Here is a 25,255-nt window from a genome sequence, read left to right as displayed (position 1 = left end):
CGAAGCGTTAGGATTTGATTATTGCACCGCCAAACCCCCATTCTCTTCCACCAATTGCAAGATGCTCTGTTCCTTCCCGGTCTGGGTGTCGATGTAGATCAGGTAGCGGTTGCCTCCCTGAAAACGCGCGGCAACCTCCCAGCACTGGGCCTCGCCCGCATCGATCGGGATCACGCAGCGCCGGATGCGGTCGATGACCATCGCCTCGTTGAGCGACCCCATGGCCGCTTCTTCGGTGACGGCAGGCGCGGGCAGCGGCCTCCACGTGTGGTTGCGCAGGTAGTTAACCGCTTCGACGCCCACGACCAGCCCGTTGTTCATATTGATTTGCAGCTTGATTAGGTCTGGGTACAGGATCACCCCGTCCTGGATCGCCGCGTAGTTGACCGTGAGGATGGCGTCCTGCTGCTGCCAGTAGCTGATTTGCGTCTCGCCGTAGCCGCGCGCGCGCAGGAACTCGGCCCCGAGGTCGGTGCATTCGCCCACCGACAGCTTGGGCTCCGTGATGTCGGCGTCCGGCAGCATGTACAGCACATGCCCGCCCGCCTTGGTCACGCTGGCCGACAGCGTGCCCGACTCGGTCACCGCGTCGAACTCGTAGCAGTCGGACAGGATGTGCGACTCGCCGGTCATCTGAAGGCTCGTGACGCGCTCGGGCCCGATGAACAGTTTGAGCTTTTCCGCGGCCTGATCTGCGCTGACCTCCGCCCCGCCCACCTTGATCGTGCCGGTGTCGCGCGCGTCGGAGAACGGCCCGTCGTAGAGCAGCACCGGGTAGTTGACCGGCGGCTGAACCTGTTCGTCGCCGCTCTCGGGCAGGCTCTGTATCGCGGCCTCATCGACCGTAAACGCGTATTCGCCCCGTTCGAGCCGCCCAATCATGTCGGCGAGCTGTTGATTGAGCGACACCGCGCTTTTGTGCAGCTCGGCAATCTGCGTGCGGTCGGCCTCGGTCAGAGCGCCGCCGTCGGCCAGCCGGTCGTTCAGTACGCGCGCGTAGTCGCCCACCTGATTGACGAATTTCACCGCGCCTTCGAGCGCCGCGTCGCCGGGCGGCAAGCCGGACAGGTTGTCCTGCACGCCGTCGGCCTGACGGCCGATCTCGGTGAGCAGCGTCTGCATGTAGGCGCCGCTGCCCGACACCAGCAGTTTTTCGAGGTTCAGCTGTACGCCACTCATCAGCTCGCCCGCCTCGTACAGCGCCTTTTGGTAGTTTGCGCTGACCGTGAGCGTCAACGCGCGCACACGCCGGAACTGCGCGTAGCCCAGCATCGCCAATAGCAGGATGACGACCGTCAAGATGGCGGTCACCGTCTGGCGGCGGCCTCTGTGTCCGCTGAGAAATGCCATGCGCAACCCTCCCTATACCCCGAAACTGTGGTTGCCGATGATCGTTTTTATGGTGCGCGTTCGGATCCACTTGTCGTTTGTGCCGCTGGGATTAAAAAAGTACAGGCAGCCGCCTGTCGGATCCCAGCCGTTCATGGCGTCGCGCGCGGCGCGGATGGAATCGGAATTGGGCGTGTTGTTGATCGAGCCGTTTGAAACGCAGGAAAACGCGGCCCTCTGGTAGATGACGCCCGATACGGTGTTGGGGAATTTCGAGCTGCGCACGCGGTTGAGCACCACCGCGGCCACCGCCACCTTGCCCTTGTAGGGTTCGCCGCGCGCCTCGGCGTACACGAGCTTGCTCAGCAGCCGGTGGTCGCTGGATGTGATCGACGCGGAAGAGGCGCTCGCGGCCGTCGCGCCCGACGAGGAGCCCGACGAGGTCAGCGTCACGCCCATTTTGGCCGCCGTGCCCGGCCCCACGCGCCCGTCGGCAGTCAGCTTGTTGTTGCGCTGGAATTTCTTGACGGCCTCCTTGGTCTTCGCGCCGTACACGCCGTCGGCCGTGCCGCCCATGTAGTCCCACTGGATCAGCTTGTTCTGCACCGCGCGCACATTCGCGCCGCGCGATCCGATGTCGAGCACCACCGCGGCCTGCACGGGCGTTGGGTAAGAGAAGGCGAGCATCAGCGCGAACAGGAAGGCGATGGCGCGCTTCACAGGCCCACCCCCTTAATGAGGTCCTGCAGGAAGCGCCCGACGCTCGAGTAGAAGGTGACCGCCTCGGAACTGGCGAGCGCCTGCGCGCATGCCTCCTCCACCGCGCACAGGTTGGGGTAGACCACGCACCACCAGTTGTGCCCCGCGCCCGCCCCCATCACCACGCGCACCGCGCGGTAGTCGCCCGCGGGCATCAGCGCCTCGCCGTAGCGACGATCGGGAAATGGGAACACGCCCGTCTCCACCTTGACCGGACCCGGAAAGCGCTGCCTGCGCGCCTCGTTCCGGGCGGCGCGCGTCAGCGTACCACTCGCGCGGGTCAGCCGCGCAAACGCCTCGCGCGCATTCACCGCCCGCCCCGCTATGCGCGCGGCCTTGCGGCGAATGGCGTTTACCACGCACATCTTGACGCGCTGCGCCTCGTCCTCGTCGCTGTCGGCGATCACGTGCAGGCGCACCACATCCTCAAAAAACCGACCCTCCATGCCACTTCCTCCACATATTGCGAGATGGCATTAGGCTCGGCTGATTTGCGCCAAAATATACGCGGGATTTATGGATATGTTTCAGTCAGAATCGCCCGCCGGCCCAGTTGCGCCTTCGCGGCCCTGGCGCTTTGCCGGTCGTCAAAGACGCCGTACACGGCCGAGCCGCTGCCCGACATCTGCGCAAAGCGCGCGCCGGCGGCGAGCAGCTGCTCCTTCGCGGCTTGCACCTCGGGCATCAACGAAATGGCGCTGGCCTCGAGCGCGTTGCCGGTCAATCGTTCAAACGCCTCGAGATCGCCGCGCACCAGCGCGGCCTGCGCGCCGGGAAGGTCCAGCCCCAGCGGCGAGCGCCCCTCTTCGTCCCACTGCCGGAACACCTGCGGCGTCGATAGCCCCATGCCGGGATGCAGGATCAAAAGCGGCACCCTTAGCCTGGTCTCCAGGCGCATCAGCTGCTCCCCCGCCCCGCGCACACGCGCAAGACCCAGCCCCAGGCAGACCGGTACGTCGCTGCCAAGTGTTGCCCCGATCTCCATCAGCTCGTGCGCCGTGAGCCCCAACCGCCATAGCCGGTTGAGCGCCCGCAGCGTCGCCGCGCAGTCGGCGCTGCCGCCGCCTAATCCCGCGCGCACCGGGATGCGCTTGGTCAGCCGGATGCGCGCGCCCAATTTCCGCCCGGCGCGGCGGGTCAGCGCCTCCGCCGCCCGGATCACCAGGTTGCGCCTGCCCACCGGCAGCGGACGCCCGTTGACGGTCAGCGTCAACCCGTCCGCTTCTTCGAATACGAGCTCATCGTGCAGCGCGATGCTGGTAATCAGCATGTCCAGCTCGTGAAACCCGTCCGCCCGCTTCTCCAATACGTCCAGCGCCCAGTTGATCTTGGCATGCGCCCGCTCGGTCGTCATCATATCATCCGCACCTCCGGGCGATTATACCACATCTTCAAAGCGCAAGACCAGATGCCGCCCGTCCCGCGCCGCTTCCGTGCGCTCGAATATGGCGCGCGCGGCGGGCAGGTCGGAGTGCGGATCGGCAATCGCGGGGCTGAAGTGGGTCAGCAGCAGCCCCTTCGCCCGCGCACGCGCCGCGAGATTGGCGGCGTCCGCGAAGGTCATGTGCCCGTACTGCGCGGCCTTGTCCGCCTTGTCCGGGTCGGCATAGGTGCCTTCGCAGATCAGCAGGTCGGCGTCCCGCGCGTATTCGATGATCGACGGCGTCGGTCGGGTGTCGGTGCAATAGGCAAGCTTAAGCCCCCGGCGCGCGGGGCCGAGCACCATGTCGGGCGCATACGCCCGCCCCGCGACCTCGACGCTGTGACCGGCCTGCAACTGCTTCCAGCTCGTAACCGGGACGCCCAGCGCCCGGGCGCGCGCCGGGTCGAACCGCCCCGGCCGGCCCAGCTCGAGCGCGTAGCCGTAGCAGGGGATGACGTGCTCGAGCGCGAAACCGGTCAGACGCGCGGTGCCGAACGCAGCCTCAAACACCGGGGCGTCCATCTCTTCAAGCTCCAGCGCAAACGGCAACTCCGGCGCGATCACCCGGAGGCCGGCGACCACCTGGTTTAAGCCGCGCGGCCCGATGACGCGCACCGGATCGGTCCGGCCCGACGCGCCCATCGTGAGCAGCAGCCCCGGCAACCCCGCGACGTGGTCGGCGTGGAAGTGCGTGAGGCAAATCGCGTCGATGCGTTTAAAGCTCCAGCCCGACGCACGCACGGCCAGCTGCGTGCCCTCGCCGCAGTCGATCAGCATGAGCCGCCCATCAAGCCGCACCGCCAGCGCCGCCAACCGCCGCTCTGGCAGCGGCATCATCGCCCCCGTGCCCAGCACGCAGATTTCCAGCATCGCGCATCCTCCTCAAGCTGGTTTTACACACATCATACAATACGATGCATCCGAAATGAGCCATTTAATCATAATTTTGCGATCTGGCGATATGGGTATTGCTTTTTTTCGTCCGATGCTCTATAATCAAACTGCAATCGATTGCAGTATGGAGGTGCGCCTCGTGAGAAGCATCAGCAAACTGAGAAATGGCGCGCGCAGGCGCGTTTCCAGCTACGACCGTTCGGGCGGCAACAAGGACTATTTCACCTTGCTTCCCCACAGCACAATGAACATCGCAACCATCGCCGGCGCGGGTTACATCACCCACATCTGGACGACGATGGCCGTCGCGGACGGCAATGCCGAGGAGCCCTACCTGCCGCGCAAGGTGGCGATTCGCATGTTCTGGAACGGACAGGCAACGCCCAGCGTCGAAGCGCCGATCGGCGACTTTTTCGGTATGGGGCACGGTCTGACCAAGAACTACAGCTCGGCCTTCCTGATGATGAGCCCCGAGGACGGCAAGTCGTTCAACTGCTTCTTCCCGATGCCCTTTCGGGAAGGCGCGCGCATCGAAGTCGAAAACGAGTCGGACGCCGAACTCAAATTCTATTTTTACATCGATTACGAGCAGCATGACGCCCTGCCGGAGGACGAGCTGTTTTTTCACGCCGCCTGGCATCGCGAATGCCCCACGGACGGGGTCGCGGACGAAGGCATGACCAATGAGGAATTCGAGTTCGGCGGCAAGAACACCACGGGCGAGGGCAACTATGTCATTCTGGAGGCCAGCGGCCGGGGGCACTACGTGGGCTGCAACATGAACATCCACAACCTGCGCCACACCCCGGAGTGGAACTGGTACGGCGAAGGCGACGACATGATCTTCATCGACGGGGAGGCTTGGCCGCCCCGCCTGCACGGCACCGGCACCGAGGACTACTTCAACACCGCCTGGTGCCCGCAGCAGGAGGTCACGACGCCCTACCACGGCATCATCCTCGGCGGCGGCCCCAACTGGAGCGGCAAGATCACCCTGTACCGCTACCACATCATGGACCCCGTCATGTTCAACCGGAGCATCCGGGTCACCATCGAGCACGGGCACAACAATCACCGCTCCGACGACATCTCTTCCACCGCCTACTGGTATCAGCAGGGTGAAAACCGGTGCTACCGGCCCATGCCCAAGGCGGATCAGCGCCTGCCGCTGCCCGACATCCGGCCGCAAGCGCCCGAGGCTATGAAGGTGGTCTTCGGCCACCAAAACCCCTGACCCGCGTATGAGCACGATTTACGACATCGCCCGGGCGGCCGGCGTATCGGCCTCCACCGTCTCCCGCGTGTTCTCCGGGCAAGGCTCGAAGCAGAACCAGGAGCTGGTGTTCCGGGTGGCAAAGCAGATGAACTTCGCGATCAACGATTCCGCGAAGATCCTCAAAACCAAGAAGACCAACCGCGTGATGCTCGCGGTGCCCGACATCTGCAACCCCTTCTATTTCAAGATGATCGAGGGCGCCAACGGCGTGTTCGAGCAGAGCGGCTATCTGTTCATGCTGTACTACACCAAGCACAGCCTGGAAGAAGAACTCAAGGCCCTCCAACTGCTCAACCAGAAGGTGGTCGACGGCATGATCATGGTCTCCTTTCACTTTTCAAAGGAGAACATCGGCGCTATCAATCAGTCGAACTATCCGGTCGTGCTGACCAACCGCTACGACTCGCCGGACGGACAGGACGGCTTCGACTACGTATACGTGGACACGCACCTGGGCATCAAACTGGCCACGCGGCACCTGATCGAGCTCGGGCACCGCAAAATCGCCTACTTTGGCGGCAGCATACGGGAGCAGACCGGGCTTGAGCGCTACCTCGGCTACAGCGACGCACTGCGCGAGGCGAGTTTCCCGCTGGATAATTCCCTGGTCTATGAGGCCAACTATTCCGAGCGCGAGGGACATGCCTCGATGAAGGCGCTGCTTGAGCGGCACCGCGACGTGACCGCCGTGGTCACCTCCAACGACCTGGTCGCGCTGGGCGCGATGACCGCCTGTACCGAAGAAAACATCGCAATTCCCGGCGACATCGCGATTACCGGCATGGACGATACCGAACTTTCCAACCGGGTCACGCCCCGGTTGACCACCGTCGCCATGCAGGAGGGCGAGATCGGCCGGCTGGCCGCGACGATCCTGATGGAGCGCATCGCCGACGCAAGCGTCCCGCGCAGGCAAATTCGCCTCGCGCCCGAATTGATCGTCCGGGAATCCACGGCCCGCGCCCAATCGTAACGCCGGACGCATTCCCCGAGGCGCTTGCCGGCAAACTGCAATCGATTGCATCTTTAGGGTCTTGCAGCGTCCGCGATGGACGGGCGCTGTCGAAATAATCGACCGTAGGAGGTATAGGTATGAAGAAAGCTTTTCGTGCCCTGCTCATCGCGTTGGTGCTCTCCATCCTGATGACGACCGCCGCATCCCCTGTCGCTCTCGCCGAAGCCCCCGTGAAGCTGACCTTTTGGACGTTCCATTCGAGTGCCGAGAAGGACTTCATGGCCTCGCTGCCCGAGCAGTACATGAAGGAGCACCCGGGCGTCGAGATCGAGTTCGTGGTCATCCCGCAAGACGAGTACATGAGTTCCAAGCTGACCACCGCCTTCGCGGCGGGCGCGGGCCCGGACGTGTTCTTCATGAGCCCGGGCGACTTCCTGAAGTATGCGAACAGCTCTCTGGCGATGGATCTGACGCCCTACTTCACGCCCGAGCTGCTGGACGACTTCCTGCCCAGCTCGATCGAAGCCGTCACCGTGGACGGCAAGATCTGCGCGATCCCGTTTGAAGTGGAGCTGTTGGGGCTGTACTACAACAAGGACATGCTGTCCGCCGCGGGCATTGCGCCGCCCGCCACCTGGGATGAACTGATCGCCGCCACCTCGGCGCTGACCAAGGACAAGATCGCCGGCCTTTTGATCGAGCCCAACAAGGGATACTACCAGAACTTTACCTGGTACCCCTTCCTCTGGCAGGGCGGCGCGAACGCCGTGGACGTCGAAAAGAAACAGGCCAGCTTTGACAACCAGGCCGCCGTCGACGCGCTGAAGCTGTGGGGCGATCTAATCAAGGCGGGCGCACCCTCCAAGATCTCGATCCCCGGCACTTTTGACATCAGCCTCTTGGGTACCGGTCAGGCCGCGATGCAGGTCAGCGGCACCTGGGCCATCGCCGACCTCGAAAAGAAGTACGCCGACCAGAATATCGGCGTCGTGCCGCTGCCGGTCGCGCCGGGCGGCAAGCCCGCCACCTGCGCCGGCGGTTGGAAGGTCATGGTCAACGCCAACAGCGCGCATGCCGACGAAGCCGCCAAGTTCGCGATGTGGTGCTTCGCGGGGGGCGTGGACAACCCGCTCAAGTGGTGCACCGACGTCAAGTTCGCCTATTCCCCGCGCAAGTCGGTTGTCGAAGCGGGCAAGGACATCTACTCGAAGGGCCTGCGCCAGGTGTTTACCGATGAGATCTACGAGACCGCCATCGGCGAGCCGCGCTATCCGGCCGAGGTCGTCGACGCGATCGGCAACGCGCTGCAAAACGTGATGTTTGCGGACGCCGACCCCGCCGCCGAGGCGAAGACCGCCAACGAGCAGATCGACCTGTTCCTGCAGAGCTTCCAAGGCTCCATGTAATCCGATCCCGGATTCCCCGTCGTGATCGCGGCGAATCCGGCCGCCGGGCTGCCGCAAGACGCGCCTTTGATGCCCCGCATCGAACGGCGCTTGCGGCAGCCCCGCCCGACGCCCGCAAAGGGAGGTTGACGCGTTTGGACATACACCCGGTAGCCCCAAAGACGCGCAAATTGCGCAGCCAGAAAGCCCAGCGCGCGCTGTTTGCGTACCTGATGCTCGCGCCGGACGTGATCGGCCTGTTGGTGTTCCTGTTCTTGCCGGTCGTGCTCTCGGTGTACACCAGCTTTCACAGCTGGAACGCCCTGAACCCGAAGATGACCTTTGTCGCTTTTCAAAACTACCTGAACCTGCTACGCGACAAGGTGTTCTGGGATTCGCTCGTCAAGACGCTTCTCTACACCCTGATGTTCGTGCCGATGATCTTCTGCGCCTCGTTGCTGCTGGCGCTCTTTGTCGATTCGCTGCCCAAGCGCGCCGAGGGCTTTTTCCGCACGGTCTACTTTGTGCCCTTCGCGATTTCAACCGTGGTGGCGTCGCTGATGTGGCTGTTCATGTTCGACCCGCAGCGCGGCATCATCAACGACGTGCTCCGGGCCCTGGGGCTGCCGCCGCAGAGCTTTCTCGGCAACCCCAAGCAAGCGCTGTTCTGCATCGCCTTCATCTCGGTATGGAGCCTGGTGGGCTACTACTCGATCATCTTCCTGGCCGCGCTCAAGGATGTGCCCAGGAGTTACTACGAATCAGCGCGCCTGGACGGCGCGAATGCGTTCGTGCTCTTTCGCAGCATCACCTTTCCGCTGCTGCGCGAAGTGAACACCTTCGTGCTGTTGGTCACTACGATTGCCTCGTTTCAGGTGTTTGATCTGATTAAGATCATGACCAACGGCGGCCCCGCCAACGCGACCAATGTGACGGTTTTCCATATCTACACAAACGCGTTCCAGTACTCGCAGCTGGGCTATGCCGCGGCGATGGCGGTGGTGCTGTTCACGCTGATCTTTGCCGTCAGCGCATTCCAACTGAAATTTCTGCAGAAAGGCGAGGGCGAGCAATGAAGACCAACAAGGTGCTGCTGACGGTCAAGATCGTGTTTGCCTTAGCGCTCGCGTTTTGCCTGCTGGTGCCGGTATACATCATGGTCGTCAACTCCTTCAAGCCGGTGGCCGACGTGTTCGACGGGCGGCTGATTCCGCTCAGGTTTTCGACGGACGGCTATGACCTGGTGGCCAAGCACAACTTCCACATCTATTTTTTCAACTCGCTGCTGGTGTCCGTCAGCGTGACCGTCGTGGCGCTTCTGTTTCACTCGATGGCGGGTTACGCGCTGGCGCGGCTCGAATTCCCCGGCAGGCGCGCGGTGTTTCTGTGGATTTTAAGCACGCTGATGATTCCGTTCTCGGTCATCATGATCCCGCTGTTCATCCTGGTCAAGCGGATGGGCATGCTCAACTCCTACGCGGGCATGATCGTGCCCGCCATCCCGCATGCTTACGGCATCTTTTTGTTCCGGCAATTTTTCCTGACGATCCCAAAGGAGCTCGAGGAGGCCGCCGAGATCGACGGCTGCTCGCCGTTTGCCACCTACCTGCGCATCTTCCTGCCGCTGTCGAAGTCCATCTCCATCACGCTGGCCGTGGCGTTCTTCATCGCCAACTGGAACAGCTACATCTGGCCGCTGGTCGTCAATCAGGACCAGAGTAAATGGGTGCTGCAGGTGGCCATCGCCGACTTCATCGGGCGCAACGACTCGCCTTGGAACGCCATCATGGCGGCCGGCGTGATTGCCGTACTGCCCACGATCGCACTGTTCTTCGTGCTGCAAAGGTATCTGGTCGAGGGCGTCAAGATGAGCGGGCTCAAGTCCTGACATTTCCATGGTACGGACGAGGCCGCGGCGCGTTTGCGCGCCGCGGCCTCGTTATGTCTGTGCGGTTTGGGGTGCAACCTTAACGGTCATTCCGTCTTCTCCGTGCCGGTCTTCGCCCCCGTGCCGTTTTTCCAGGCGTCCAGCTTCTTCATGGTCGCCGCGTAGGTGGCCTGGCTGATGTCGGGCAACTTGCCGCCCAGCGACTTCCTTGCCATGCCGAAGCCCTTCTCGATCGCGCCCTTGAGCTTCTCAAACTTCGACATGTCGCCGTCGGCGAGGTTCTTGGCAAAGTCCACGATCCGGTCGCTGACCGCCTCGACCCCCCACTCCTTGTCGTTGAAGAAGTCGGTCTGCTCGGTCCGGGCCGCACCGAGCACCTCGCTGGTCAAATCGGCCGGCCGGCGCTTCCTGCCGGTGCGCTTGACCTGCTCGCCGAGCATCTGATCGACCAGGCCGCTCAGGTGGCTGTACGCCCGCTCCGAGCGCGACTTGAGCGCTTGCACCTGCTCGGGCGTCAACTTGCGACCGTAGGTGGGCGGCGGCGCAAAGCTCTTCGCGCCAAACTCAACCTTGTCGCCGTCAATCTGAACCCGCTTGGCCTCCTGAGCGTTTTTCTGCGCTTGGGTGGCCACCACCTCGGCCCTGCTTATCTGCCTCGGGGCCTTCTCGGCTTGCTGCGCCTGTACCTGCGCCGCCTGACCGAGCTTGACTTCGTTAATCATGTTGATTTCTCCCCCTTATCCATCCTAACCCATATATCGACTGGTCTTGTCAAAAGATAAAGCCAATTTGTTAAATCGAGGGAAAAAACAGATGAATGGCCTTTTCACTGTGCGGCAGGAAAAACTGCACCGCCGGGCCGGTCAGCACAATCGCGGCCGCGGTGCCGATGCCGATCGTGCCGCCCAGCGCGAGCCCGACCAGCGCGAAGAACACGTCGCAGCCGATGCGCACCCAGCGAAAGCCGACCGGCCGGCGCGCGCTGATTTTATCCGTCAAGATCATGGCGATCAGGTCGTTCGGCCCCGTGCCCGAGTTGCTCTTGATGACGACCGACATGCCGAGGCTCAGCACGATCACGCCCAGCACCATCACGGCAAGGCGCACAGGCATCGGCGAGGCCGGGCCGATCCGCCCGCCCAGCACCCATAAAAAGAAGTCGATGATCCACCCGCCGAGGAACGCGCACACGGCGGTGCCCGGCTTGACGTAGCCCTTGGTGGTCAGCAGCATCAGCGCCATCAACGAGATCAGCACGATCACGTGCACCGTGCCGATGCTCAGCCCCACGCTGCGCGCCAGACCCTCGATGAAGATGGTGAACGGGTCGGAGCCCAGCCCCGAGACCAGGAACAGCGTGACGCCCAGGTGCGCGATGGTGAGACCGGTTACCAAGGTAAGCAACCCCTGCGCCCACTCGGTTTTCGTGCGCTCCGACGTGTTGCGCGCAAAGCCCGGCTCGCCCATGTCCGTTCGCCTCCTCCACTTTGATTATCCGTTCTTGATCGCCAGCCCCGACATCAGGTCGGCCACGTCCTCGCACATGTCGAGCACGGTCTCCATCGTGTCGTAGATGTCGCGCCACTTGAGGATCAGCAGTACGTCCTCGCCCGAGCGGTAGAGATCCTTGATGATGCCGCGGTGCAGCCGGTCGCCCTCCTCCTCGAGGCAATTGACCTCAATGCCCAACTCGTTGAGCGTCTTGGCGTTCTTGAAGCCCCGAAACGCCTGCACCTGCTCGTGCAGCCGCTCGCAGCACTTGAGCACCACCTCGGCGAGCGAGCGCGCTTCGGGCCTGACTTCGGTCACCGACAGCATGTCGAACAGGTTGGCCACATCCTCGATGCCGTCGATGATGCTGTCGATCTTCTCGGCCACCATCAGGATGTCCTCGCGGTCGATCGGCGTGATGAACGCGCGGTTGAGCGCCACCGCCATCTCGTGAAACAGCTCGTCCGCCTCGTGCTCGATCGCGTGGATCGCGTCGGCCTTGGCCGACACGTCGCGGTAGTCGGCGATCAGATCGACCAGCAGCTTCGCGGCGCGCACGCCGGCGTCCGACATCTCGGCAAAGCGCTCAAAATAGTCCAGTTCCTTCTTCATGGCACATCGTTCCTTTCATGTCAGGCTCCAGGGAGCCGCTGATCTATTCCGGCGCCGGCCGGCGGGTGCTTTCCCGCGCTCAGCGCTTCCCTAAAAAACCTTGATGAACAGCAGGCTGGTCAGGTAGCCGATCAGGCCGCAACCGGGAAAGGTCAAGACCCAGGCGACGAACATATCGCGCACCACCGAGAAGTCCACCGAACGGCGGCGGTTGGCGATGCCCACGCCCATGATCGCGGTGGTCTTGGTGTGGGTGGTGCTGACCGGAATGCCGGTCAGCGAGGCAAACAGCAGGCAGATGGCGGCCGACAGGTCGGCGGCAAAGCCCTGGTACTTTTCGAGCTTGACCATGTCCATGCCCACCGCCTTGATGATGCGGTAGCCGCCGATCGAAGTGCCCAGCCCCATCACCAGCGAGCACAGCAGGATCACCCACAGCGGCATCGCAAACCCGCCGTCGGGGGCGCGCATGGCGTGTCCGTTCAGGAACAGCGCCAGCATGAACACGCCCATGAACTTCTGGCCGTCCTGCGCGCCGTGCAAAAAGCTCATCGCGGCCGCGCCAGCCACCTGCCCGCGCGAGAAGAAGCGATTGGCGCGCCGACGGTCCAGATGACGGCAGACGATCATGATTAGCTTGGTCATCAAGAAGCCAAAGGCGAACCCGATCACCGAGGACAGCACGAGCCCTTGAACCACCTTGATCCACTCGCCGCCGTTGACCGAGGAGAACCCGCCCAGCGCCATCGCCGAGCCGGTGACGCCCGCAATCAGCGCGTGGCTCTCGCTGGTGGGGATGCCGAAGTACCACGCGCCCACCGCCCACACCACGATCGCGACCAGCGCCGCGGCCAGCGCCACGCTGGCCCGACCGCCCGCGGCCTCGCCAAAGTCTACCAAGTTGGAAATCGTGAACGCCACCCGCGCGTTGACGGCGGTCATGAATAGCGCGCCCAGGCAGTTGAACACGGCCGACAGCACAATCGCCGGGCGCGGGCGCAGCACGCGCGTCGACACCGCGGTCGCGATCGCGTTGGGCGCGTCGGTCCAGCCGTTGACAAACACCACGCCCAACACCAAGATGACGGTGACGACGAAGGAAACGCTCAAGCACATCGCTCCAATCAAGCACATTCTCAACCTACTTATCATACCCCGGACGCTGTAAATTTGGCAAGATTCGTCCGCGCATTTTCTTCACGCGGCAAGCGTATACTATGCACAAAAAGGAGGGACTTCTATGGGCTTGTTCGCATGGATCATCCTCGGTGCGCTGGCCGGCTGGATCGCCAGCCTAATCATGGGCAAGGACGCGCGCATGGGCGCGCTGGCCAACATCCTGGTGGGCGTGGTGGGTGCGGGCATCGGCGGCTGGATCGCGTCGCTGTTCGGCCTGGGCACCGTGTCGGGCTTCAACCTCTACAGCCTGCTCATTGCCATCCTCGGCGCGTGTGTGCTGCTGTTTATTGTGGGCGCGATTTCGAAGGCGGCGCGCTGACTTATCCTCCCCATTCCCCACTCTGAGGAGTACCTCCGCAGAGGCTGGGTGGCGACCCGATTGCAGGACTCGAAGCTTGGGCGATGGATTCAACCGGTGGATCGCGCCATCCAAGCTTCATCGGGGAAAGCAACAGGGCGCCACCCGCCTGTGGACACTCCTCTGGGGAGGGAGTGACCTCGTTTTCGGCCCCCGTCGAGCGCGAAGCCGTCCTGCGTCTGCGAAAACGCGCGCATCTTCCCTTCCCAAGCAGCCGTGTGCATCCGAAGCCTCATAGCCCTTCCCCTTTTCATTTGATCGGCGGCCTCGGCTCGCCATCTTACGCTTGTACGCGCGGACGCGTTTACATGCCGACGGCATGAACCCGCCCCCCCTCGCCGTTCGCAATCGCGATGGCCTCGTTTGCGTGCGGCGGCGCGCAGGCGGGCGGACGCCATCGTGAACTCGTTCCAGCGGTTCGGGCGGGTCATGACGGCCACGGTGGCCAACGACGCCGCGCGCCCTTTTTTTCGAGCCGTGCGCCGAATTGTGGTATACTAGGGATAAGGATGTGAGCTTTGCGATGAAGAAGCCGAGCAAAGAATATCGGGAGTTTGACGTGATCCGGCGGCAATACAGGAACCTGCGGGCGCTGTCGGCGCACACGAAGGCCAAGCATCTGTGGCAGCACGAGGCGGCGGTCCGCGAGAAGATCAAGACGCTCAACCGCCTGCGCGGACGCGCGCCCGGAGACTTCGACGCGGTGTACAACCGCTACATCGCGCTGCTCGAGGATCTGTCGCGGCGCATGCTCGACGACTACAACCATCGGCGGGGCACATCCTTTCAGTTTGAGGAAGTGGTGGAGGGCCGATTCAAGGCCTATCGGGACGCCGGGGTGCTGGCGGTCTTGATGACCCATCACATCCCGCGCCTGTTCAGCGAGGCGTTCGGCCGGCTGCTGCCCGATAACCCCCGGGACGAATACCCCGAGGCGCGCGCGATGCGCCGGTCGTTCCACTTGCACTTGGGCGACACCAACACGGGCAAGACCTACGACGCCGTACGGCGGCTGATGGCCGCCGGACAGGGCGTGTATCTCGCGCCGCTGCGCATCCTGGCGCTTGAAAACTGCGAATTCATGAACATTTCGGGCGCGCCCTGCAACCTGCTGACCGGCGAGGAGGAAATCTGGGTGCAGGGGGCGCAATTGACCAGCTGCACGACCGAAAAGCTGAACCTGGGCCGCGAATACAAGGTGGCGGTGATCGACGAGGCGCAGTTGATGGCCGATCCCCAGCGCGGCGCGGCCTGGACGCGCGCGATTCTGGGACTGAGGTGCCCGGAGATCCACGTGTGCGGCGCGCTGAACGCGCTTGAACAGCTCACGCGCATGATCGAAGGCTGCGGCGATACGTGGACGTTCACGCGCTACGAGCGCAAGGTGCCGCTCAAGATCATGCGCAGGCCGGTGACGCTGAACGCGGTGCGGCCGGGCGACGCGCTGGTCGCCTTTTCAAAGAAGCGCGTGATCGCGCTGTCCGAGGCGTTAAAGGAGCGCGGCATCCAAACCGCGGTGATCTACGGCGACCTGCCGCCCGAGGTGCGCCGCATGCAGTGCGGCGCGTTCATCCGGGGCGAGCGGCCGGTGCTGGTCGCGACCGACGCGATCGGCATGGGCGTCAACCTGCCCATCCGCCGCATTCTGTTCGCCGAGCTCAGCAAGTACGACGGCGAGCACATAAGGCCGCTGACCGCGCAGGAGGTCAAGCAGATCGCCGGCCGCGCCGGGCGGCTGGGCATCTACGACGTGGGCTACGTCGGCTCGCTGATGGGCGAGCACGAATTGCTCGAAGCCTGCCTGGCAGCCGAAGACGAGCCCATCGAGCAGGCGATCGTCGGGCCGAGCGAGGCGATGCTGCCGATTGAGATCCTGCCGCTGCGCGAGAAGCTGGCTCTGTGGAGCACGCGCGAGGAAAATCTGCCCTACTACCGCAAGATGGACGTGCGCGACCTGCTGGTGACGCTCGACCGCGTCGCGGCCTACCATCTGCCGGAGCCGATCCAGTGGCAGTTGATGATGCTGCCGTTCGACGCGCAGAGCGAGAACCGCATGGCGCAGCTGCTGTCCTACGTCGAGACCGTTTTCGTCCGGCACGAGTCCAGAATCCCTGTGCCCGAGCTCGAAAAGCGCGATCTGAGCGCGCTCGAGGGCTACTATCAGGCCGTTAACCTGTACTACAGCTTCTCGCGCGCGTTCAGCCTGCCGCTCGACGAAGCCTGGGTCAACGAGGCCCGCCGGTATGTCAGCGCGTCGATCGACCGACAGCTGAACCGGCGGCAGAAGGAGGGGCTCAAGTGAAGATCCTGATTACCGGCGGGGCCGGGTTCATCGGCGCGAACTTCATCGACCATCAGCTTAACGCGCATCCGGACGATTGGCTGGTGTGCCTGGACGCGCTGACCTACGCCGCGCGGCCGGGCACGCTGGACGGGGCTTTCGCGCGGCCCAATTTCCGGTTCGTGCGCGGCGACATCCGCGACGCCGCCGCGGTCTTCGCGCTGTTTGAGCAGGAGCGCCCGGACGCGGTGGTCAACTTCGCGGCCGAGAGCCACGTCGACCGCTCGATCGACGATCCGACGCCTTTTCTTCAAACCAATGTGCTGGGCGCGCAGGTGCTGATGGACGCCTGCCGCGCGTTCGGCGCCGCGCGATTTCATCAGGTGTCCACCGACGAGGTGTATGGAGACCTGCCGCTCGGCAGGCCGGACTTGAAGTTCGCGGAAGACGCGCCGCCGCGCCCCTCGTCGCCCTACGCGGCCTCGAAGGCGTCGGCCGACCTGCTCACGCTGGCGTACCACCGCACCTACGGCCTCGACGTCGTCATCACCCGCAGCTCGAACAACTACGGCCCCTTTCAGTGCCCCGAAAAGCTGATCCCGCGGATGATTACCGGGGCGCTGGCGGGCGAACCGCTGCCGGTCTACGGTCGCGGGGAACAGGTGCGCGACTGGCTGCACGTCGCGGACCATTGCCGCGCGATTGACCGCGTGCTGCGCGCGGGCCGACCGGGCGAGGTGTACAATGTGGGCGGCGGCTGCGAGCGCGAGAACATCCAAGTGGTGCGCGACATCCTGCGCGCGCTCGGGCAGAGCGAACGGTCGATCACCTTCGTCGCCGACCGCCCCGGCCACGACCTGCGCTACGCCGTAGATAGCGAAAAGCTGCGCCGTATGGGCTGGCAGCCGCAAATCCCGTTCGAGCAGGGGCTAAACGATACCGTGCGCTGGTACCTCGAGCACCGGGATTGGTGGGAGGAACCGGGGCGGCCCCAAATTCGCGCTTGACAATCCGGGACTACCGGGCCGAATCCGTCAAGTGCACCCAGGTGCTCATGAGCAGCGGCTGCGAGGATTTGACGGCGACCGACGCCCTGCCCGGCATCGGTTGCGGCGCAAACGACGCGGGTGTCGGACTGATCGGCCCCGACGGCGGCCTGCCCTGGTAAGAGAATGGCCGCCGACCCGCCGAACGGCATCAGCCACCGCCTCGATCCGGCGGCAAAGCGGCGCGGCGTCAGTCCCGATGGCGGTCGGTACCGGTGTCGCCCTATGGGCAGCCCTCGCGGCATGGCACAGTCCGTTTGCGTAAAAAACAGCCGCACGCTCTACGGCATGCATAACCGTCGTCCCGGCCCTTTGGGACCGGCGCTCGCGCGATGCCCTTCGGCATCGCGTGCTCATTGGGTCGGCGCCCTCCGGACTTACTGAACCGCTCACGCGGGGAAACCCCTCGTTGATCCCCGCTACTTCCCCGCCTCCGCCGCCTTCCTCCGCAGCACGTCTATAATCACGGCCACCACGATGATTAACCCCTTGACCATCTTCTGCGGGCCCTGGGCCACGCCCAGCAAATTCAAGCCGTTCGAGATGATCCCGATGATCAATATCCCGATCAGCGTGCCGATCATGCCACCCTCGCCGCCCTTCATGCTCGTGCCGCCGATCACCACCGCGGCGATCGCGTCCATCTCCTGCCCATCCGCGTTGGTCGGCAGCGCCGAGTCCAGCCGCGAGGTCAGCAACAGCGCCGCCACCCCGCAGCACAGCCCGCTCAGCGTGTACACCAGCATCTTGACCCGCCCGATGTCGATGCCCGACAGCCGCGCGCAGTTCTCGTTGCCCCCGATCGCGTAGGTGAACCGGCCCTGCCGCGTATAGCGCAGCATGTACCACCCGAGCGTAAACACCGCGGCCATAATCAGCCCCGCGTATAGCGGCACGCCGCGAACCCGGCCCGAGATCGCCGTGAACGCCTCCGGCATCGTGTACAGCGGCTGCCCACCCGTGACCGTGTAAGCCGCGCCGCGCGCGATCGACATCATCCCCAGGGTCGCGATGAACGGCGGCAGATCCAATCGCGCGACCATCACGCCGTTAATCAGCCCCACTACCGCAGAAAACACGAGGCTGACCGCGATCGCCGGGGCCGTCGCCACTGAGTAGTTCTTCATCAGGATCGCCATCAACAGCCCCGTCAGCGCGATGTTCGAGCCCACCGACAGGTCGATGCCGCCCGATATAATCACGAACGTCATGCCCACCGCGATCACGAAATTGATCGATATCTGCTGCATCACGTTGAGCAGGTTTTGCGCCGTCAGGAACTTGTCGGTCGAGAGCGCCAGGTTCAGGCACAGCACGCCGAACGCCAGCAAAATCCCGAGGATGTTATTGGGCGTCGACGCGCGCGTCGATTGCCTGCGCCGCTTGATCCGCGCGCGCACAAGGCCCATCACACCCGCGATCATCAGGTCGATGCCCAGCACCAGCAGCGGTTTCGCGGCCTGCCCGAGCAGCAGCGCCAATTGCTCTGCGCGCGTGAGCTCGACCATCTCGCCGAGATCGACCGCGATGTCGGTCCCCAGCAGTTCCGCCGCCTTGGCCGCGGCCGCCTGCCGCTTTTGAAGCGCCAGCTTCTCATGGATCGCCGCGAGCCCCTCGTCCGTCGCGTAGAGCGCGAGCACCGTCATCGCAATCCCCAACACCAGGCAGATGGACAGCAGCACGGCCGTCGATCGCTTCATCCCTTATGCCCCCTCCCGCGCGCCGTGCCTATCCCCGCCGGTGGCGTAATATAGAATTTTCTCTTGGCTCAGCGTGCCGTCGTTGTCGAACACGCCGGTGACCTCGCCCTGGCACATCACGGCCACGCGATCGGACATGCCGAGGATCTCCGGCAGCTCGGATGAGATCATCACCACCGCCACGCCCTGGCGCTTCAATTCGTTCATGATGTGGTAGACTTCGATCTTCGCGCCCACATCGATGCCGCGCGTGGGTTCGTCGAGGATCAGCACCCGCGACTTGGACATCAGCCATTTGGCCAGCACCACCTTTTGCTGGTTGCCGCCCGACAGATTGCGCGTAAGCTGCGCGGGCGACGGCGTCTTGATCCTCAGCCGCCCGATGTAGTCCTCCGCCGCGCGCCGTTCCCGCTTGAGATCGAGCTTGCCGCGCCGCGCGAAGCCCTTGAGTGCGGCCAGCGTGATGTTGTGCGCGACGCTCATCGTCAGCACCAGCCCCTCGAGCTTTCGATCCTCGGTCGCGAAGCCCAGCCCCGCGTCGATCGCGCCCCGCGGGCCCTTGATATCGACGCGCCGCCCCGCCACGTACACCTCGCCCGAGCGCCGCGCGTCCATGCCGAACAGCGCGCGCGCCGTCTCGGTCCGGCCCGCGCCCACGAGTCCGGCCACGCCCAGCACCTCGCCCGCGCGCACCGAGAGCGATGTCCCCCTGACCTGCCGCCCGGCGCGCAGGCCTTCGACGCGCAGCAGTTCCTCGCCCGGCCGTGTCGCCTCCTTCGGGAATTTCTCTTTGAGCTCGCGCCCGACCATGTGGCGGATGATCTCGTCGAGCGAGGTTTCCTGGACGCGCAGCACGGCGACGTTCTCGCCGTCGCGCATGATGGTCGCGCGGTCGCAGATGTCCATTACCTCTTCGAGCCGATGCGAGATGTAGATCACGGCCACGCCGCGGCGCTTGAGGCTGCGGATCGTGTCAAACAGCGCGTCGATCTCGCGGGCGGTGAGCGGCGCGGTGGGCTCGTCCATGATTAAAATCCGCGCCTGCGTGGACAGCGCCTTGGCCACCTCGACCATCTGCTTGTGCGCCACGCCGAGCCCGGAAACCCGCGCCTTCGCAGGCACCGGGATGCCCAGCGAATCGAGCAGTTGCTGGGCATCCCGGTTCATCGCGCGCCAGTCGAGCGCAAAGGCCCTTCTCATCGGTTGGCGGCCCATGAAGATGTTTTCGGCCACACTGAGCTGCTCGACCAGGTTCAACTCCTGATGGATGATCGATATGCCCAGCGCCTGCGCGTCGTGTGCGGATCGGATACAGACGCTCTTGCCCTCGATGAAGATGTCGCCCGCGTCGCGCATGTACGCACCCGACAGCACCTTCATCAGCGTGGACTTGCCCGCGCCGTTCTCGCCCAGCAGCGCGTGCACCTCGCCGGCTTCGACCGACAGGTCGACCCCACCCAGCGCCAGCACGCCCGGAAACCGCTTGACGATGCCGCGCATCGTGAGAAAGGCCATAGAATCGCTCCCTACATGTAATTGTCCACCAGCGAAGCGTCCACCACCGCGGTCTCGGCCTCGATGATCTTGTCTTCGCGGTCCATGCCGTCGATCGCGTCCACAATCGCCTTGATCGCGTTCGCGCCGATGGCGACCGGGCCACAGTCGAGCGTGGCAGTCAGCTCGCCCGCCTTGACCGACTCAAACGCGTTGGGGTTGCCGTCGAGGCCCACGCAGATGATGTCCTCGCGCCCCAGTTGCTTTACGGCCTGCACCGCGCCCAGCGCCATCTCGTCCGACAGCCCGTAGATCACGCTGATGTCGGGATGCGCCTGCAGCATGTCCATCGCGGCGTTCATGCCCTTCTCGCGCACCCAGTCGCCCGGCTGCGTCGCCACGACCTCGATGCCTGGATAGGCCTCCTTGCAGCGGTCGATGAATCCGCCCATGCGCTGGGTGGTGTAGTCGCTCGGCAGGCCCTCGATGATCGCGACCACGGCCTTGCCGCCCGTCTTTTCGTTGACCCAGTCGGCGATCTTGCCGCCGCCATTGTACTGATTGTAGCCCGAGTAGGCGTACACCTCGACGCCGGAGAGCTCGGTGATCGTGTTGAACATGACCACCGGGATACCGGCCTCGTTGGCCTTCTTGATACCGGGGATCAGCGCGTCCAGGTTGATGCCGCACACCGCGATGCCCTTGACGCCGCGTGTAATCATGTCCTCCATCATCGACATCTGGGTGGCGTAGTCGTCCTCCGAGGGCGGCGCCATGATTAACAGCTCGTAGCCGAAGGCCTCGGCCACCGGCTTCGCGCCCTCGATGCAACTGGCATAGAAGGGGCTGGTCATGGCCGGCGGCAAAAACCCGATCTCGGCGGCCAACGCCGCGGCCGGCATCATCAGAAACACGAGGAAGAGACAGGTCAGCTTCTTCATAGGGCAATACCTCCTCAATGATTGGTTTCCACCTTTTTCCAGTATATCGACCGGTCGCCCGCCTGTCAACCGCTTGAGTTGGTACATTTTTACGACGGTATGCCCAATATTTTACGATATCGATCGGCAGATTCCGAAGCAATTGTGATCCGCTGCGGCAGGGCGCGATTGCCCCCGCATTTTACTTCTTCATAAAGCATTTTTGCGCGCAGCGTGGTATAATCTTGCGGGAGAGCAGGTCGTATGGAGGAAATTGGATGAAGCGCATCGTGTTGACCGGCGGAGGCACGGCGGGGCATGTCACGCCCAACCTGGCCCTGATCCCGCCGCTTCAACGGGACGGCTGGGAAGTGCATTACATCGGCTCGGAGGACGGGATCGAGCGCAAGCTGGTCTCTCAACTGCCGGGCGTGACCTATCACGCCATCAAGGTGGGTAAGCTGCGCCGCTACGCCGACATCCGCAACCTGACCGATCCGTTTCGCGTGATCCAGGGCGTGTTTCAGGCCGCCGCGCTCATGAAGCGCATTGCGCCCGCGATCGTGTTTGCCAAGGGCGGATTCGTGTCGGTGCCAGTGGTCTACGGCGCGCGTATGCGCAAGGTGCCGGTGCTGATCCACGAATCCGACATGACGCCGGGGCTCGCCAACCGCCTGTCGGCGCCGTTTGCCAAAAAGCTGCTGTGCACCTTCCCCGAAGCCGCGCGGCTGGCGGGCAAGAAGGGCGTGGCCGTGGGCACGCCGCTTAGGCCCGAGCTATTCAAGGGCAACCGCGAGGCCGGGCGCAAGCTGTTCGGCTTTCAAAGCGGCCGCCCGGTGCTGATGGTGGTGGGCGGCTCGACCGGCGCGCAGTCGGTCAACCGCGCGCTGCGCCTGGCGCTGCCAAAACTCCTCGACTGCTTCCAGGTGCTGCACCTGTGCGGCGCGGGCAACCTGGACGCCTCGCTCGAGGGCACGCCCGGCTACTGCCAGAAAGAATATCTAAACCATGAAATATCCCATGCCTACGCGGTGGCCGACGTGCTGATTTCCCGCGCGGGCTCCAATACCTTAAGCGAGATTTTGGCGCTCAACAAGCCCTCGCTGCTGATTCCCTACCCGCTGTCGGCCAGCCGGGGCGACCAGGTCATGAACGCCCGCTCGTTCGAGCAGCGGGGCCTGGCGCGCGTGCTGATGCAGGAGGACATGACGCCCGACGTGCTGGCCTCGCGCGTGATCGAGGTCTACAAGGAGCGCGGCAGCCTGATCGACGCCATGGAGCGCGAGCCCTCGGGCGACGGCATGGCGGGGGTGTTGAAATACATTGAGGAGTACGCGAAAGTCTAACCCCACCGCTTAAGCGACCTACGCATATATCCGGCCACGTCCATGCCGTACACGCCTTCGAGGAAGGCGGGCTCGGCCACGTCGGGGAACGCGCCTTGGCCCGCCACCCGGCCCTCCTTCATGAAGATCAGCCGCTCGGCCAGCGTCAGCGCCAGGTTGACGTCGTGGAACACCCCGATCACCGCGTGCTCGCCGCTTGTCATCCAATCCTTCAAATACTCGATCAGCTCCATCTGGCACTTTATGTCCAGGTGGTTGGTCGGCTCGTCGAGCAGGATCACGCGCGGCTGCTGCGCCAGCGCCTTGGCGAGGAACACCCGCTGCAACTGACCGCCCGACAAAGCGTCGATCGGCTGCTCGCGGATGTCCCACAGCCCGATCGCCTTGAGGCACCCTTCGACCACCGCCCGGTCGGCCCGGCCCGCGCCGCCCAGCGCCCGCGCGTTAAGATAGCGGCCCATCATCACGGTATCGTAGACCGAGTAGGCGAAGTGCAATGTGCTCACCTGGCTCATCACCGCCACCTCGCGCGCAAGTTCCCGCCGCGTAAGCGTCTTGATGTCCTGCCCGCCGATCCTGACCTCGCCGGTAAAGGGAATCAGCCGCGCGATCGCGCGCAACAGCGTGGTCTTTCCGCAGCCGTTGGGGCCCAATACGCACGCGCTCTCCCCCATCCTGACGCCAAACGACACATCCTTGACCACCGGCACGCCCGCGTACCCGGCGCTCAGGTGTTGTATCTCGAGCAAGCTATCCCCTCCTCCGACCAACCCCCTCTCCGGGAGGTTTGGAGTGCCGCAGCCCTTCATGTTCAATCATTTGCGCCGGTGCAAATGGATCCCGGCGTAGGGCGAGCCTGCCCGCCCGGCTCGGAATCGATTCATGCTGCCGGATTGCGCCTAGAATACCTCGCAGGGTTTTCAGCAATCCGGTTTCCCCGTTCCCCAACTCACGCGCATATGGACGCAGTCAGATGTGCGTGACGCGCCTTCGGCGCGAAAAGTATACATGGGTGAAGAACGGCGCGCCCACGAGCGCGGTCACCGCGCCCACCGGCAGCTCGATCGGGGCCAGTACGGTGCGCGCCGCCAGGTCGCACAGCACCATGAACGCGCCGCCCAGCAGCGCCGCCATCGGCAGCACGATCCGGTGCCGCGCGCCGAACACCCGACGCACCAGGTGGGGCGCGATCAGGTCGATGAAGCCGACCGTGCCGGTGAAGGCGACCGCGACGCCGGTCTGCAGCGCGCCCAGCGCGATCAGCGTCCACTTGATCCGCCGGATCGCCACGCCCGTGCTCTCGGCCTGCTCGTCGCCGAAGGTCATCAAATCCATCTCCCAGGCGTAGCCCATGAGCGCCAGCATCGTCACGGCGCTCACCGCCGCCATCACCGCGACCTGCGCGTAGCCGCGTCCGGCGAACGAACCCATCTGCCAGAACACCAATTCCTTGAGGTGCTCGCTTGACAGCGCGGTAATCAGCGTCAGCACGGCGTTGACGAACAGCGAGAACACCATGCCCACCAGCACGATGGTGTTGCCCTCCATACTGTGGTCGAGCGCGGCGGTCAGACCCATCGCCAGCAGCACCGTCGCCATGCCGAACGCAAAGCCCATCAGCGGCCGGACAAACAGCCCCGACAGCCCCAGAAGGATGCTCAGCGCCGCGCCCAGCGACGCGCCCGACGACACGCCCAGCGTATAGGACGAGGCCAGGGCATTGCGCAGCACCGACTGCATCACCGTGCCGCTCATCGACAGCGCCGCGCCCACGCAAAAGGCCATCAGCACGCGCGGCAGGCGTATCTTTATAAGGATCGAGCGCGCCACCCCGCTGACCGCCTCGCCCCGCCCGACAAGCACCCGCAGCGCGTCCATCGGGTGGATGGACGCGCTGCCCACGGCGACGCCGAACGCCAGCGCAACAAGCGCCACCGCCAGCGCCAGCAGTACCTTATGCGGCGTCTTCATTCAGCAAGGGCGCGTCGAACGCCGCGTACCGGTCGGGGTACACCCGCCTCGCCATCTCGACCAGCGCGTCGGCGATGTGGTGGTTGGGCAAGGAACTCGCGGTGTTGTCGATGTAGAACACCTGCCCTCCCTTGATCGCGCTCACTTCGCCCCAGCCCGCGCGGCCCAGAATCTCGCCGACCGCGTCGTCGATGTAGCTGACCGAGGTCAGGATTACGTCGGGGTTGGCCTCAACCGCTGATTCCTCGCTCACAGAAATCCAGTCCTGCTGATCGGCAAACACATTGCGCGCGCCCATGAGCTCGATCAACTCGTTCAGGAAGGTGCCGCTGCCGAAGCTGTACAGGTAGGGCAGCGCGCCGATCTCAAACATCACCGACTTGCGCTCGGCTTCGGGGATGGCTTCTCCGATCGCGCGGACGGCCTCGACGGTGTCCAGCATGCCGCGGGTCAACGCCTCGCCGGACTCTTCCGCACCCATGATCCGTGCGATGAAGCGCACGTCCTCGGCCACGCCGGCCACGCTGTCGCTCGACGGGATCACCGCCACCGTGATGCCGAGCGTCCGCAGCGCCGTGAACGGATCGCCGCCGCCCTCGTAGCTCATGGCGCTGACCAGCACCAGGTCGGGCGCAAGCTCGGCCATGGCCTCGCAGTCGGGGTGCATCATATCGAACTGGGGCAGCTCGGAAACGCCCTCCGCCTGCGACGGGCTGTACGTATCGACGGCCACCAGGCGGTCTTTCAGGCCCAGCTCGACGATCACCTGCGTGGTCGCGGGCGCGAGCGAGATCACGCGCGCGGGCGCGGCCTTAAGGTCGAGCGGATTGCCCGCCCGGTCTTCGGCGGGCATGGCCAGCGCATTTGCCGTGGCCAGCAGCAGCGTGAACATCAGGCAGAACAGCTTCTTCATGGGTTTTCCTTCCTTTCCAGCGGTGTTCTTTACAC

General features: G+C 64.3%; 25 protein-coding genes. 10 read left to right on the top strand and 15 right to left on the bottom strand.

Annotation, left to right across the window (positions count from 1 at the left end):
- Positions 1-18 precede the first annotated feature (18 nt).
- The 5 genes from ACH6CV_RS03225 to ACH6CV_RS03205 all read right to left on the bottom strand — a co-directional run bounded on the left by ACH6CV_RS03225 (position 19) and on the right by ACH6CV_RS03205 (position 4,381).
- On the bottom strand, positions 19-1,350 hold the full coding sequence (locus ACH6CV_RS03225) for a PepSY1/2 domain-containing protein (RefSeq protein ID WP_456356723.1): 1,332 nt from the start codon (positions 1,348-1,350) through the stop codon (positions 19-21).
- Positions 1,351-1,362: 12 nt separating this feature from the next.
- A complete protein-coding gene (gene sleB / locus ACH6CV_RS03220) occupies positions 1,363-2,049 on the bottom strand; it encodes a spore cortex-lytic enzyme (RefSeq protein WP_456356722.1) in 687 nt (228 codons plus the stop codon).
- Complete coding sequence (locus tag ACH6CV_RS03215) at positions 2,046-2,534, bottom strand: stage II sporulation protein R (RefSeq protein ID WP_456356721.1); 489 nt, start codon at positions 2,532-2,534, stop codon at positions 2,046-2,048. Before ACH6CV_RS03215 ends, sleB begins: the two co-directional genes overlap by 4 nt.
- Positions 2,535-2,602: 68 nt before the next feature.
- Positions 2,603-3,445, bottom strand: coding sequence for a 4-(cytidine 5'-diphospho)-2-C-methyl-D-erythritol kinase (locus ACH6CV_RS03210; RefSeq protein ID WP_456356720.1), 843 nt, complete (start codon positions 3,443-3,445; stop codon positions 2,603-2,605).
- 21 nt (positions 3,446-3,466) lie between these two features.
- On the bottom strand, positions 3,467-4,381 hold the full coding sequence (locus tag ACH6CV_RS03205) for a ribonuclease Z (RefSeq protein WP_456356719.1): 915 nt from the start codon (positions 4,379-4,381) through the stop codon (positions 3,467-3,469).
- A gap of 163 nt (positions 4,382-4,544) precedes the next feature.
- Here ACH6CV_RS03205 and ACH6CV_RS03200 point away from each other — a divergent pair, with 163 nt between their 5' ends.
- The 5 genes from ACH6CV_RS03200 (at position 4,545) to ACH6CV_RS03180 (ending at position 9,909) form a co-directional block, all read left to right on the top strand.
- Positions 4,545-5,639 (top strand): glycoside hydrolase family 172 protein, encoded by a 1,095-nt coding sequence (locus ACH6CV_RS03200; protein ID WP_456356718.1) that lies wholly within the window; start codon positions 4,545-4,547, stop codon positions 5,637-5,639.
- Between the two features lie 7 nt (positions 5,640-5,646).
- Positions 5,647-6,654: a LacI family DNA-binding transcriptional regulator gene (locus ACH6CV_RS03195; protein ID WP_456356717.1), complete on the top strand. Its 1,008-nt coding sequence runs from the start codon at positions 5,647-5,649 to the stop codon at positions 6,652-6,654.
- Positions 6,655-6,773: 119 nt separating this feature from the next.
- Positions 6,774-8,042 (top strand): ABC transporter substrate-binding protein, encoded by a 1,269-nt coding sequence (locus ACH6CV_RS03190; protein ID WP_456356716.1) that lies wholly within the window; start codon positions 6,774-6,776, stop codon positions 8,040-8,042.
- A gap of 134 nt (positions 8,043-8,176) precedes the next feature.
- The gene (locus tag ACH6CV_RS03185) at positions 8,177-9,097 is read left to right on the top strand and encodes a carbohydrate ABC transporter permease (protein ID WP_456356715.1); all 921 of its coding nucleotides are present in this window, start codon (positions 8,177-8,179) and stop codon (positions 9,095-9,097) included.
- On the top strand, positions 9,094-9,909 hold the full coding sequence (locus ACH6CV_RS03180; protein WP_456356714.1) for a carbohydrate ABC transporter permease: 816 nt from the start codon (positions 9,094-9,096) through the stop codon (positions 9,907-9,909). Before ACH6CV_RS03185 ends, ACH6CV_RS03180 begins: the two co-directional genes overlap by 4 nt.
- 86 nt (positions 9,910-9,995) lie before the next feature.
- On the opposite strand, the gene ACH6CV_RS03175 is transcribed toward ACH6CV_RS03180, so the two are convergent.
- The 4 genes from ACH6CV_RS03175 to ACH6CV_RS03160 form a co-directional block, all read right to left on the bottom strand.
- A complete protein-coding gene (locus tag ACH6CV_RS03175; RefSeq protein ID WP_456356713.1) occupies positions 9,996-10,631 on the bottom strand; it encodes a hypothetical protein in 636 nt (211 codons plus the stop codon).
- 70 nt (positions 10,632-10,701) lie between these two features.
- On the bottom strand, positions 10,702-11,376 hold the full coding sequence (locus ACH6CV_RS03170; protein ID WP_456356712.1) for a YczE/YyaS/YitT family protein: 675 nt from the start codon (positions 11,374-11,376) through the stop codon (positions 10,702-10,704).
- Positions 11,377-11,400: 24 nt separating this feature from the next.
- Complete coding sequence (locus ACH6CV_RS03165) at positions 11,401-12,012, bottom strand: DUF47 domain-containing protein (RefSeq protein WP_456356711.1); 612 nt, start codon at positions 12,010-12,012, stop codon at positions 11,401-11,403.
- A gap of 90 nt (positions 12,013-12,102) precedes the next feature.
- Positions 12,103-13,128: an anion permease gene (locus tag ACH6CV_RS03160; RefSeq protein WP_456356794.1), complete on the bottom strand. Its 1,026-nt coding sequence runs from the start codon at positions 13,126-13,128 to the stop codon at positions 12,103-12,105.
- 124 nt (positions 13,129-13,252) lie between these two features.
- Between ACH6CV_RS03160 and ACH6CV_RS03155 the strand changes: the two genes are divergently transcribed.
- The 4 genes from ACH6CV_RS03155 to ACH6CV_RS03140 all read left to right on the top strand — a co-directional run bounded on the left by ACH6CV_RS03155 (position 13,253) and on the right by ACH6CV_RS03140 (position 16,998).
- Complete coding sequence (locus ACH6CV_RS03155) at positions 13,253-13,510, top strand: GlsB/YeaQ/YmgE family stress response membrane protein (RefSeq protein WP_456356710.1); 258 nt, start codon at positions 13,253-13,255, stop codon at positions 13,508-13,510.
- Between the two features lie 562 nt (positions 13,511-14,072).
- Entirely contained in the window at positions 14,073-15,851 is a 1,779-nt protein-coding gene (locus ACH6CV_RS03150; protein WP_456356709.1) for a helicase-related protein, read from the top strand.
- Positions 15,848-16,837 (top strand): dTDP-glucose 4,6-dehydratase, encoded by a 990-nt coding sequence (gene rfbB, locus ACH6CV_RS03145; RefSeq protein WP_456356708.1) that lies wholly within the window; start codon positions 15,848-15,850, stop codon positions 16,835-16,837. The genes ACH6CV_RS03150 and rfbB overlap by 4 nt, the downstream gene beginning before the upstream one ends.
- Complete coding sequence (locus tag ACH6CV_RS03140; RefSeq protein ID WP_456356707.1) at positions 16,834-16,998, top strand: hypothetical protein; 165 nt, start codon at positions 16,834-16,836, stop codon at positions 16,996-16,998. Before rfbB ends, ACH6CV_RS03140 begins: the two co-directional genes overlap by 4 nt.
- 297 nt (positions 16,999-17,295) lie before the next feature.
- On the opposite strand, the gene ACH6CV_RS03135 is transcribed toward ACH6CV_RS03140, so the two are convergent.
- Genes ACH6CV_RS03135 through ACH6CV_RS03125 form a run of 3 tightly spaced genes read right to left on the bottom strand, consistent with a single transcriptional unit; the run spans position 17,296 to position 21,011 of the window.
- On the bottom strand, positions 17,296-18,576 hold the full coding sequence (locus ACH6CV_RS03135; protein WP_456356706.1) for an ABC transporter permease: 1,281 nt from the start codon (positions 18,574-18,576) through the stop codon (positions 17,296-17,298).
- Positions 18,577-18,579: 3 nt separating this feature from the next.
- Positions 18,580-20,091, bottom strand: a complete 1,512-nt coding sequence (locus ACH6CV_RS03130; protein ID WP_456356705.1) for a sugar ABC transporter ATP-binding protein — start codon at positions 20,089-20,091, stop codon at positions 18,580-18,582.
- An 11-nt stretch (positions 20,092-20,102) separates the two neighbouring features.
- A complete protein-coding gene (locus ACH6CV_RS03125; protein ID WP_456356704.1) occupies positions 20,103-21,011 on the bottom strand; it encodes a sugar ABC transporter substrate-binding protein in 909 nt (302 codons plus the stop codon).
- A 257-nt stretch (positions 21,012-21,268) separates the two neighbouring features.
- Here ACH6CV_RS03125 and ACH6CV_RS03120 point away from each other — a divergent pair, with 257 nt between their 5' ends.
- Positions 21,269-22,336, top strand: a complete 1,068-nt coding sequence (locus ACH6CV_RS03120) for an undecaprenyldiphospho-muramoylpentapeptide beta-N-acetylglucosaminyltransferase (protein WP_456356703.1) — start codon at positions 21,269-21,271, stop codon at positions 22,334-22,336.
- Here the strand turns inward: ACH6CV_RS03120 and ACH6CV_RS03115 are convergent.
- The 3 genes from ACH6CV_RS03115 to ACH6CV_RS03105 all read right to left on the bottom strand — a co-directional run bounded on the left by ACH6CV_RS03115 (position 22,333) and on the right by ACH6CV_RS03105 (position 25,220).
- Positions 22,333-23,085 carry an ABC transporter ATP-binding protein gene (locus ACH6CV_RS03115; RefSeq protein ID WP_456356702.1) on the bottom strand — a complete coding sequence of 251 codons (753 nt, stop codon included), beginning with the start codon at positions 23,083-23,085 and terminating at the stop codon, positions 22,333-22,335. The genes ACH6CV_RS03120 and ACH6CV_RS03115 overlap by 4 nt on opposite strands.
- A gap of 220 nt (positions 23,086-23,305) precedes the next feature.
- Positions 23,306-24,307 carry a FecCD family ABC transporter permease gene (locus tag ACH6CV_RS03110; RefSeq protein WP_456356701.1) on the bottom strand — a complete coding sequence of 334 codons (1,002 nt, stop codon included), beginning with the start codon at positions 24,305-24,307 and terminating at the stop codon, positions 23,306-23,308.
- Positions 24,291-25,220 (bottom strand): ABC transporter substrate-binding protein, encoded by a 930-nt coding sequence (locus ACH6CV_RS03105; RefSeq protein ID WP_456356700.1) that lies wholly within the window; start codon positions 25,218-25,220, stop codon positions 24,291-24,293. The genes ACH6CV_RS03110 and ACH6CV_RS03105 overlap by 17 nt, the downstream gene beginning before the upstream one ends.
- Positions 25,221-25,255: the final 35 nt, after the last annotated feature.

The sequence above is a fragment of the Anaerozeibacter quisquiliarum genome, assembly GCF_051162045.1.
Taxonomy (GTDB): Bacteria; Bacillota; Clostridia; order Christensenellales; family Aristaeellaceae; genus Anaerozeibacter; species Anaerozeibacter quisquiliarum.
Note: the sequence above shows the minus strand (reverse complement) of the source record. Positions and strands in the feature narration are given on the sequence as shown.

Excerpts from the sequence above, each read along its gene's own strand:
- ACH6CV_RS03170 (WP_456356712.1), bottom strand. The coding sequence starts at position 11,376 with ATGGGCGAGCCGGGCTTTGCGCGCAACACGTCGGAGCGCACGAAAACC.
- ACH6CV_RS03150 (WP_456356709.1), top strand. The coding sequence starts at position 14,073 with ATGAAGAAGCCGAGCAAAGAATATCGGGAGTTTGACGTGATCCGGCGG.
- ACH6CV_RS03105 (WP_456356700.1), bottom strand. The coding sequence starts at position 25,220 with ATGAAGAAGCTGTTCTGCCTGATGTTCACGCTGCTGCTGGCCACGGCA.
- ACH6CV_RS03205 (WP_456356719.1), bottom strand. The coding sequence starts at position 4,381 with ATGCTGGAAATCTGCGTGCTGGGCACGGGGGCGATGATGCCGCTGCCA.
- ACH6CV_RS03180 (WP_456356714.1), top strand. The coding sequence starts at position 9,094 with ATGAAGACCAACAAGGTGCTGCTGACGGTCAAGATCGTGTTTGCCTTA.
- ACH6CV_RS03165 (WP_456356711.1), bottom strand. The coding sequence starts at position 12,012 with ATGAAGAAGGAACTGGACTATTTTGAGCGCTTTGCCGAGATGTCGGAC.
- ACH6CV_RS03135 (WP_456356706.1), bottom strand. The coding sequence starts at position 18,576 with ATGAAGCGATCGACGGCCGTGCTGCTGTCCATCTGCCTGGTGTTGGGG.
- ACH6CV_RS03130 (WP_456356705.1), bottom strand. The coding sequence starts at position 20,091 with ATGGCCTTTCTCACGATGCGCGGCATCGTCAAGCGGTTTCCGGGCGTG.
- ACH6CV_RS03120 (WP_456356703.1), top strand. The coding sequence starts at position 21,269 with ATGAAGCGCATCGTGTTGACCGGCGGAGGCACGGCGGGGCATGTCACG.
- ACH6CV_RS03155 (WP_456356710.1), top strand. The coding sequence starts at position 13,253 with ATGGGCTTGTTCGCATGGATCATCCTCGGTGCGCTGGCCGGCTGGATC.
- ACH6CV_RS03190 (WP_456356716.1), top strand. The coding sequence starts at position 6,774 with ATGAAGAAAGCTTTTCGTGCCCTGCTCATCGCGTTGGTGCTCTCCATC.
- ACH6CV_RS03210 (WP_456356720.1), bottom strand. The coding sequence starts at position 3,445 with ATGATGACGACCGAGCGGGCGCATGCCAAGATCAACTGGGCGCTGGAC.
- ACH6CV_RS03160 (WP_456356794.1), bottom strand. The coding sequence starts at position 13,128 with ATGTGCTTGAGCGTTTCCTTCGTCGTCACCGTCATCTTGGTGTTGGGC.
- ACH6CV_RS03225 (WP_456356723.1), bottom strand. The coding sequence starts at position 1,350 with ATGGCATTTCTCAGCGGACACAGAGGCCGCCGCCAGACGGTGACCGCC.
- ACH6CV_RS03175 (WP_456356713.1), bottom strand. The coding sequence starts at position 10,631 with ATGATTAACGAAGTCAAGCTCGGTCAGGCGGCGCAGGTACAGGCGCAG.
- ACH6CV_RS03110 (WP_456356701.1), bottom strand. The coding sequence starts at position 24,307 with ATGAAGACGCCGCATAAGGTACTGCTGGCGCTGGCGGTGGCGCTTGTT.
- ACH6CV_RS03195 (WP_456356717.1), top strand. The coding sequence starts at position 5,647 with ATGAGCACGATTTACGACATCGCCCGGGCGGCCGGCGTATCGGCCTCC.
- ACH6CV_RS03215 (WP_456356721.1), bottom strand. The coding sequence starts at position 2,534 with ATGGAGGGTCGGTTTTTTGAGGATGTGGTGCGCCTGCACGTGATCGCC.
- ACH6CV_RS03125 (WP_456356704.1), bottom strand. The coding sequence starts at position 21,011 with ATGAAGAAGCTGACCTGTCTCTTCCTCGTGTTTCTGATGATGCCGGCC.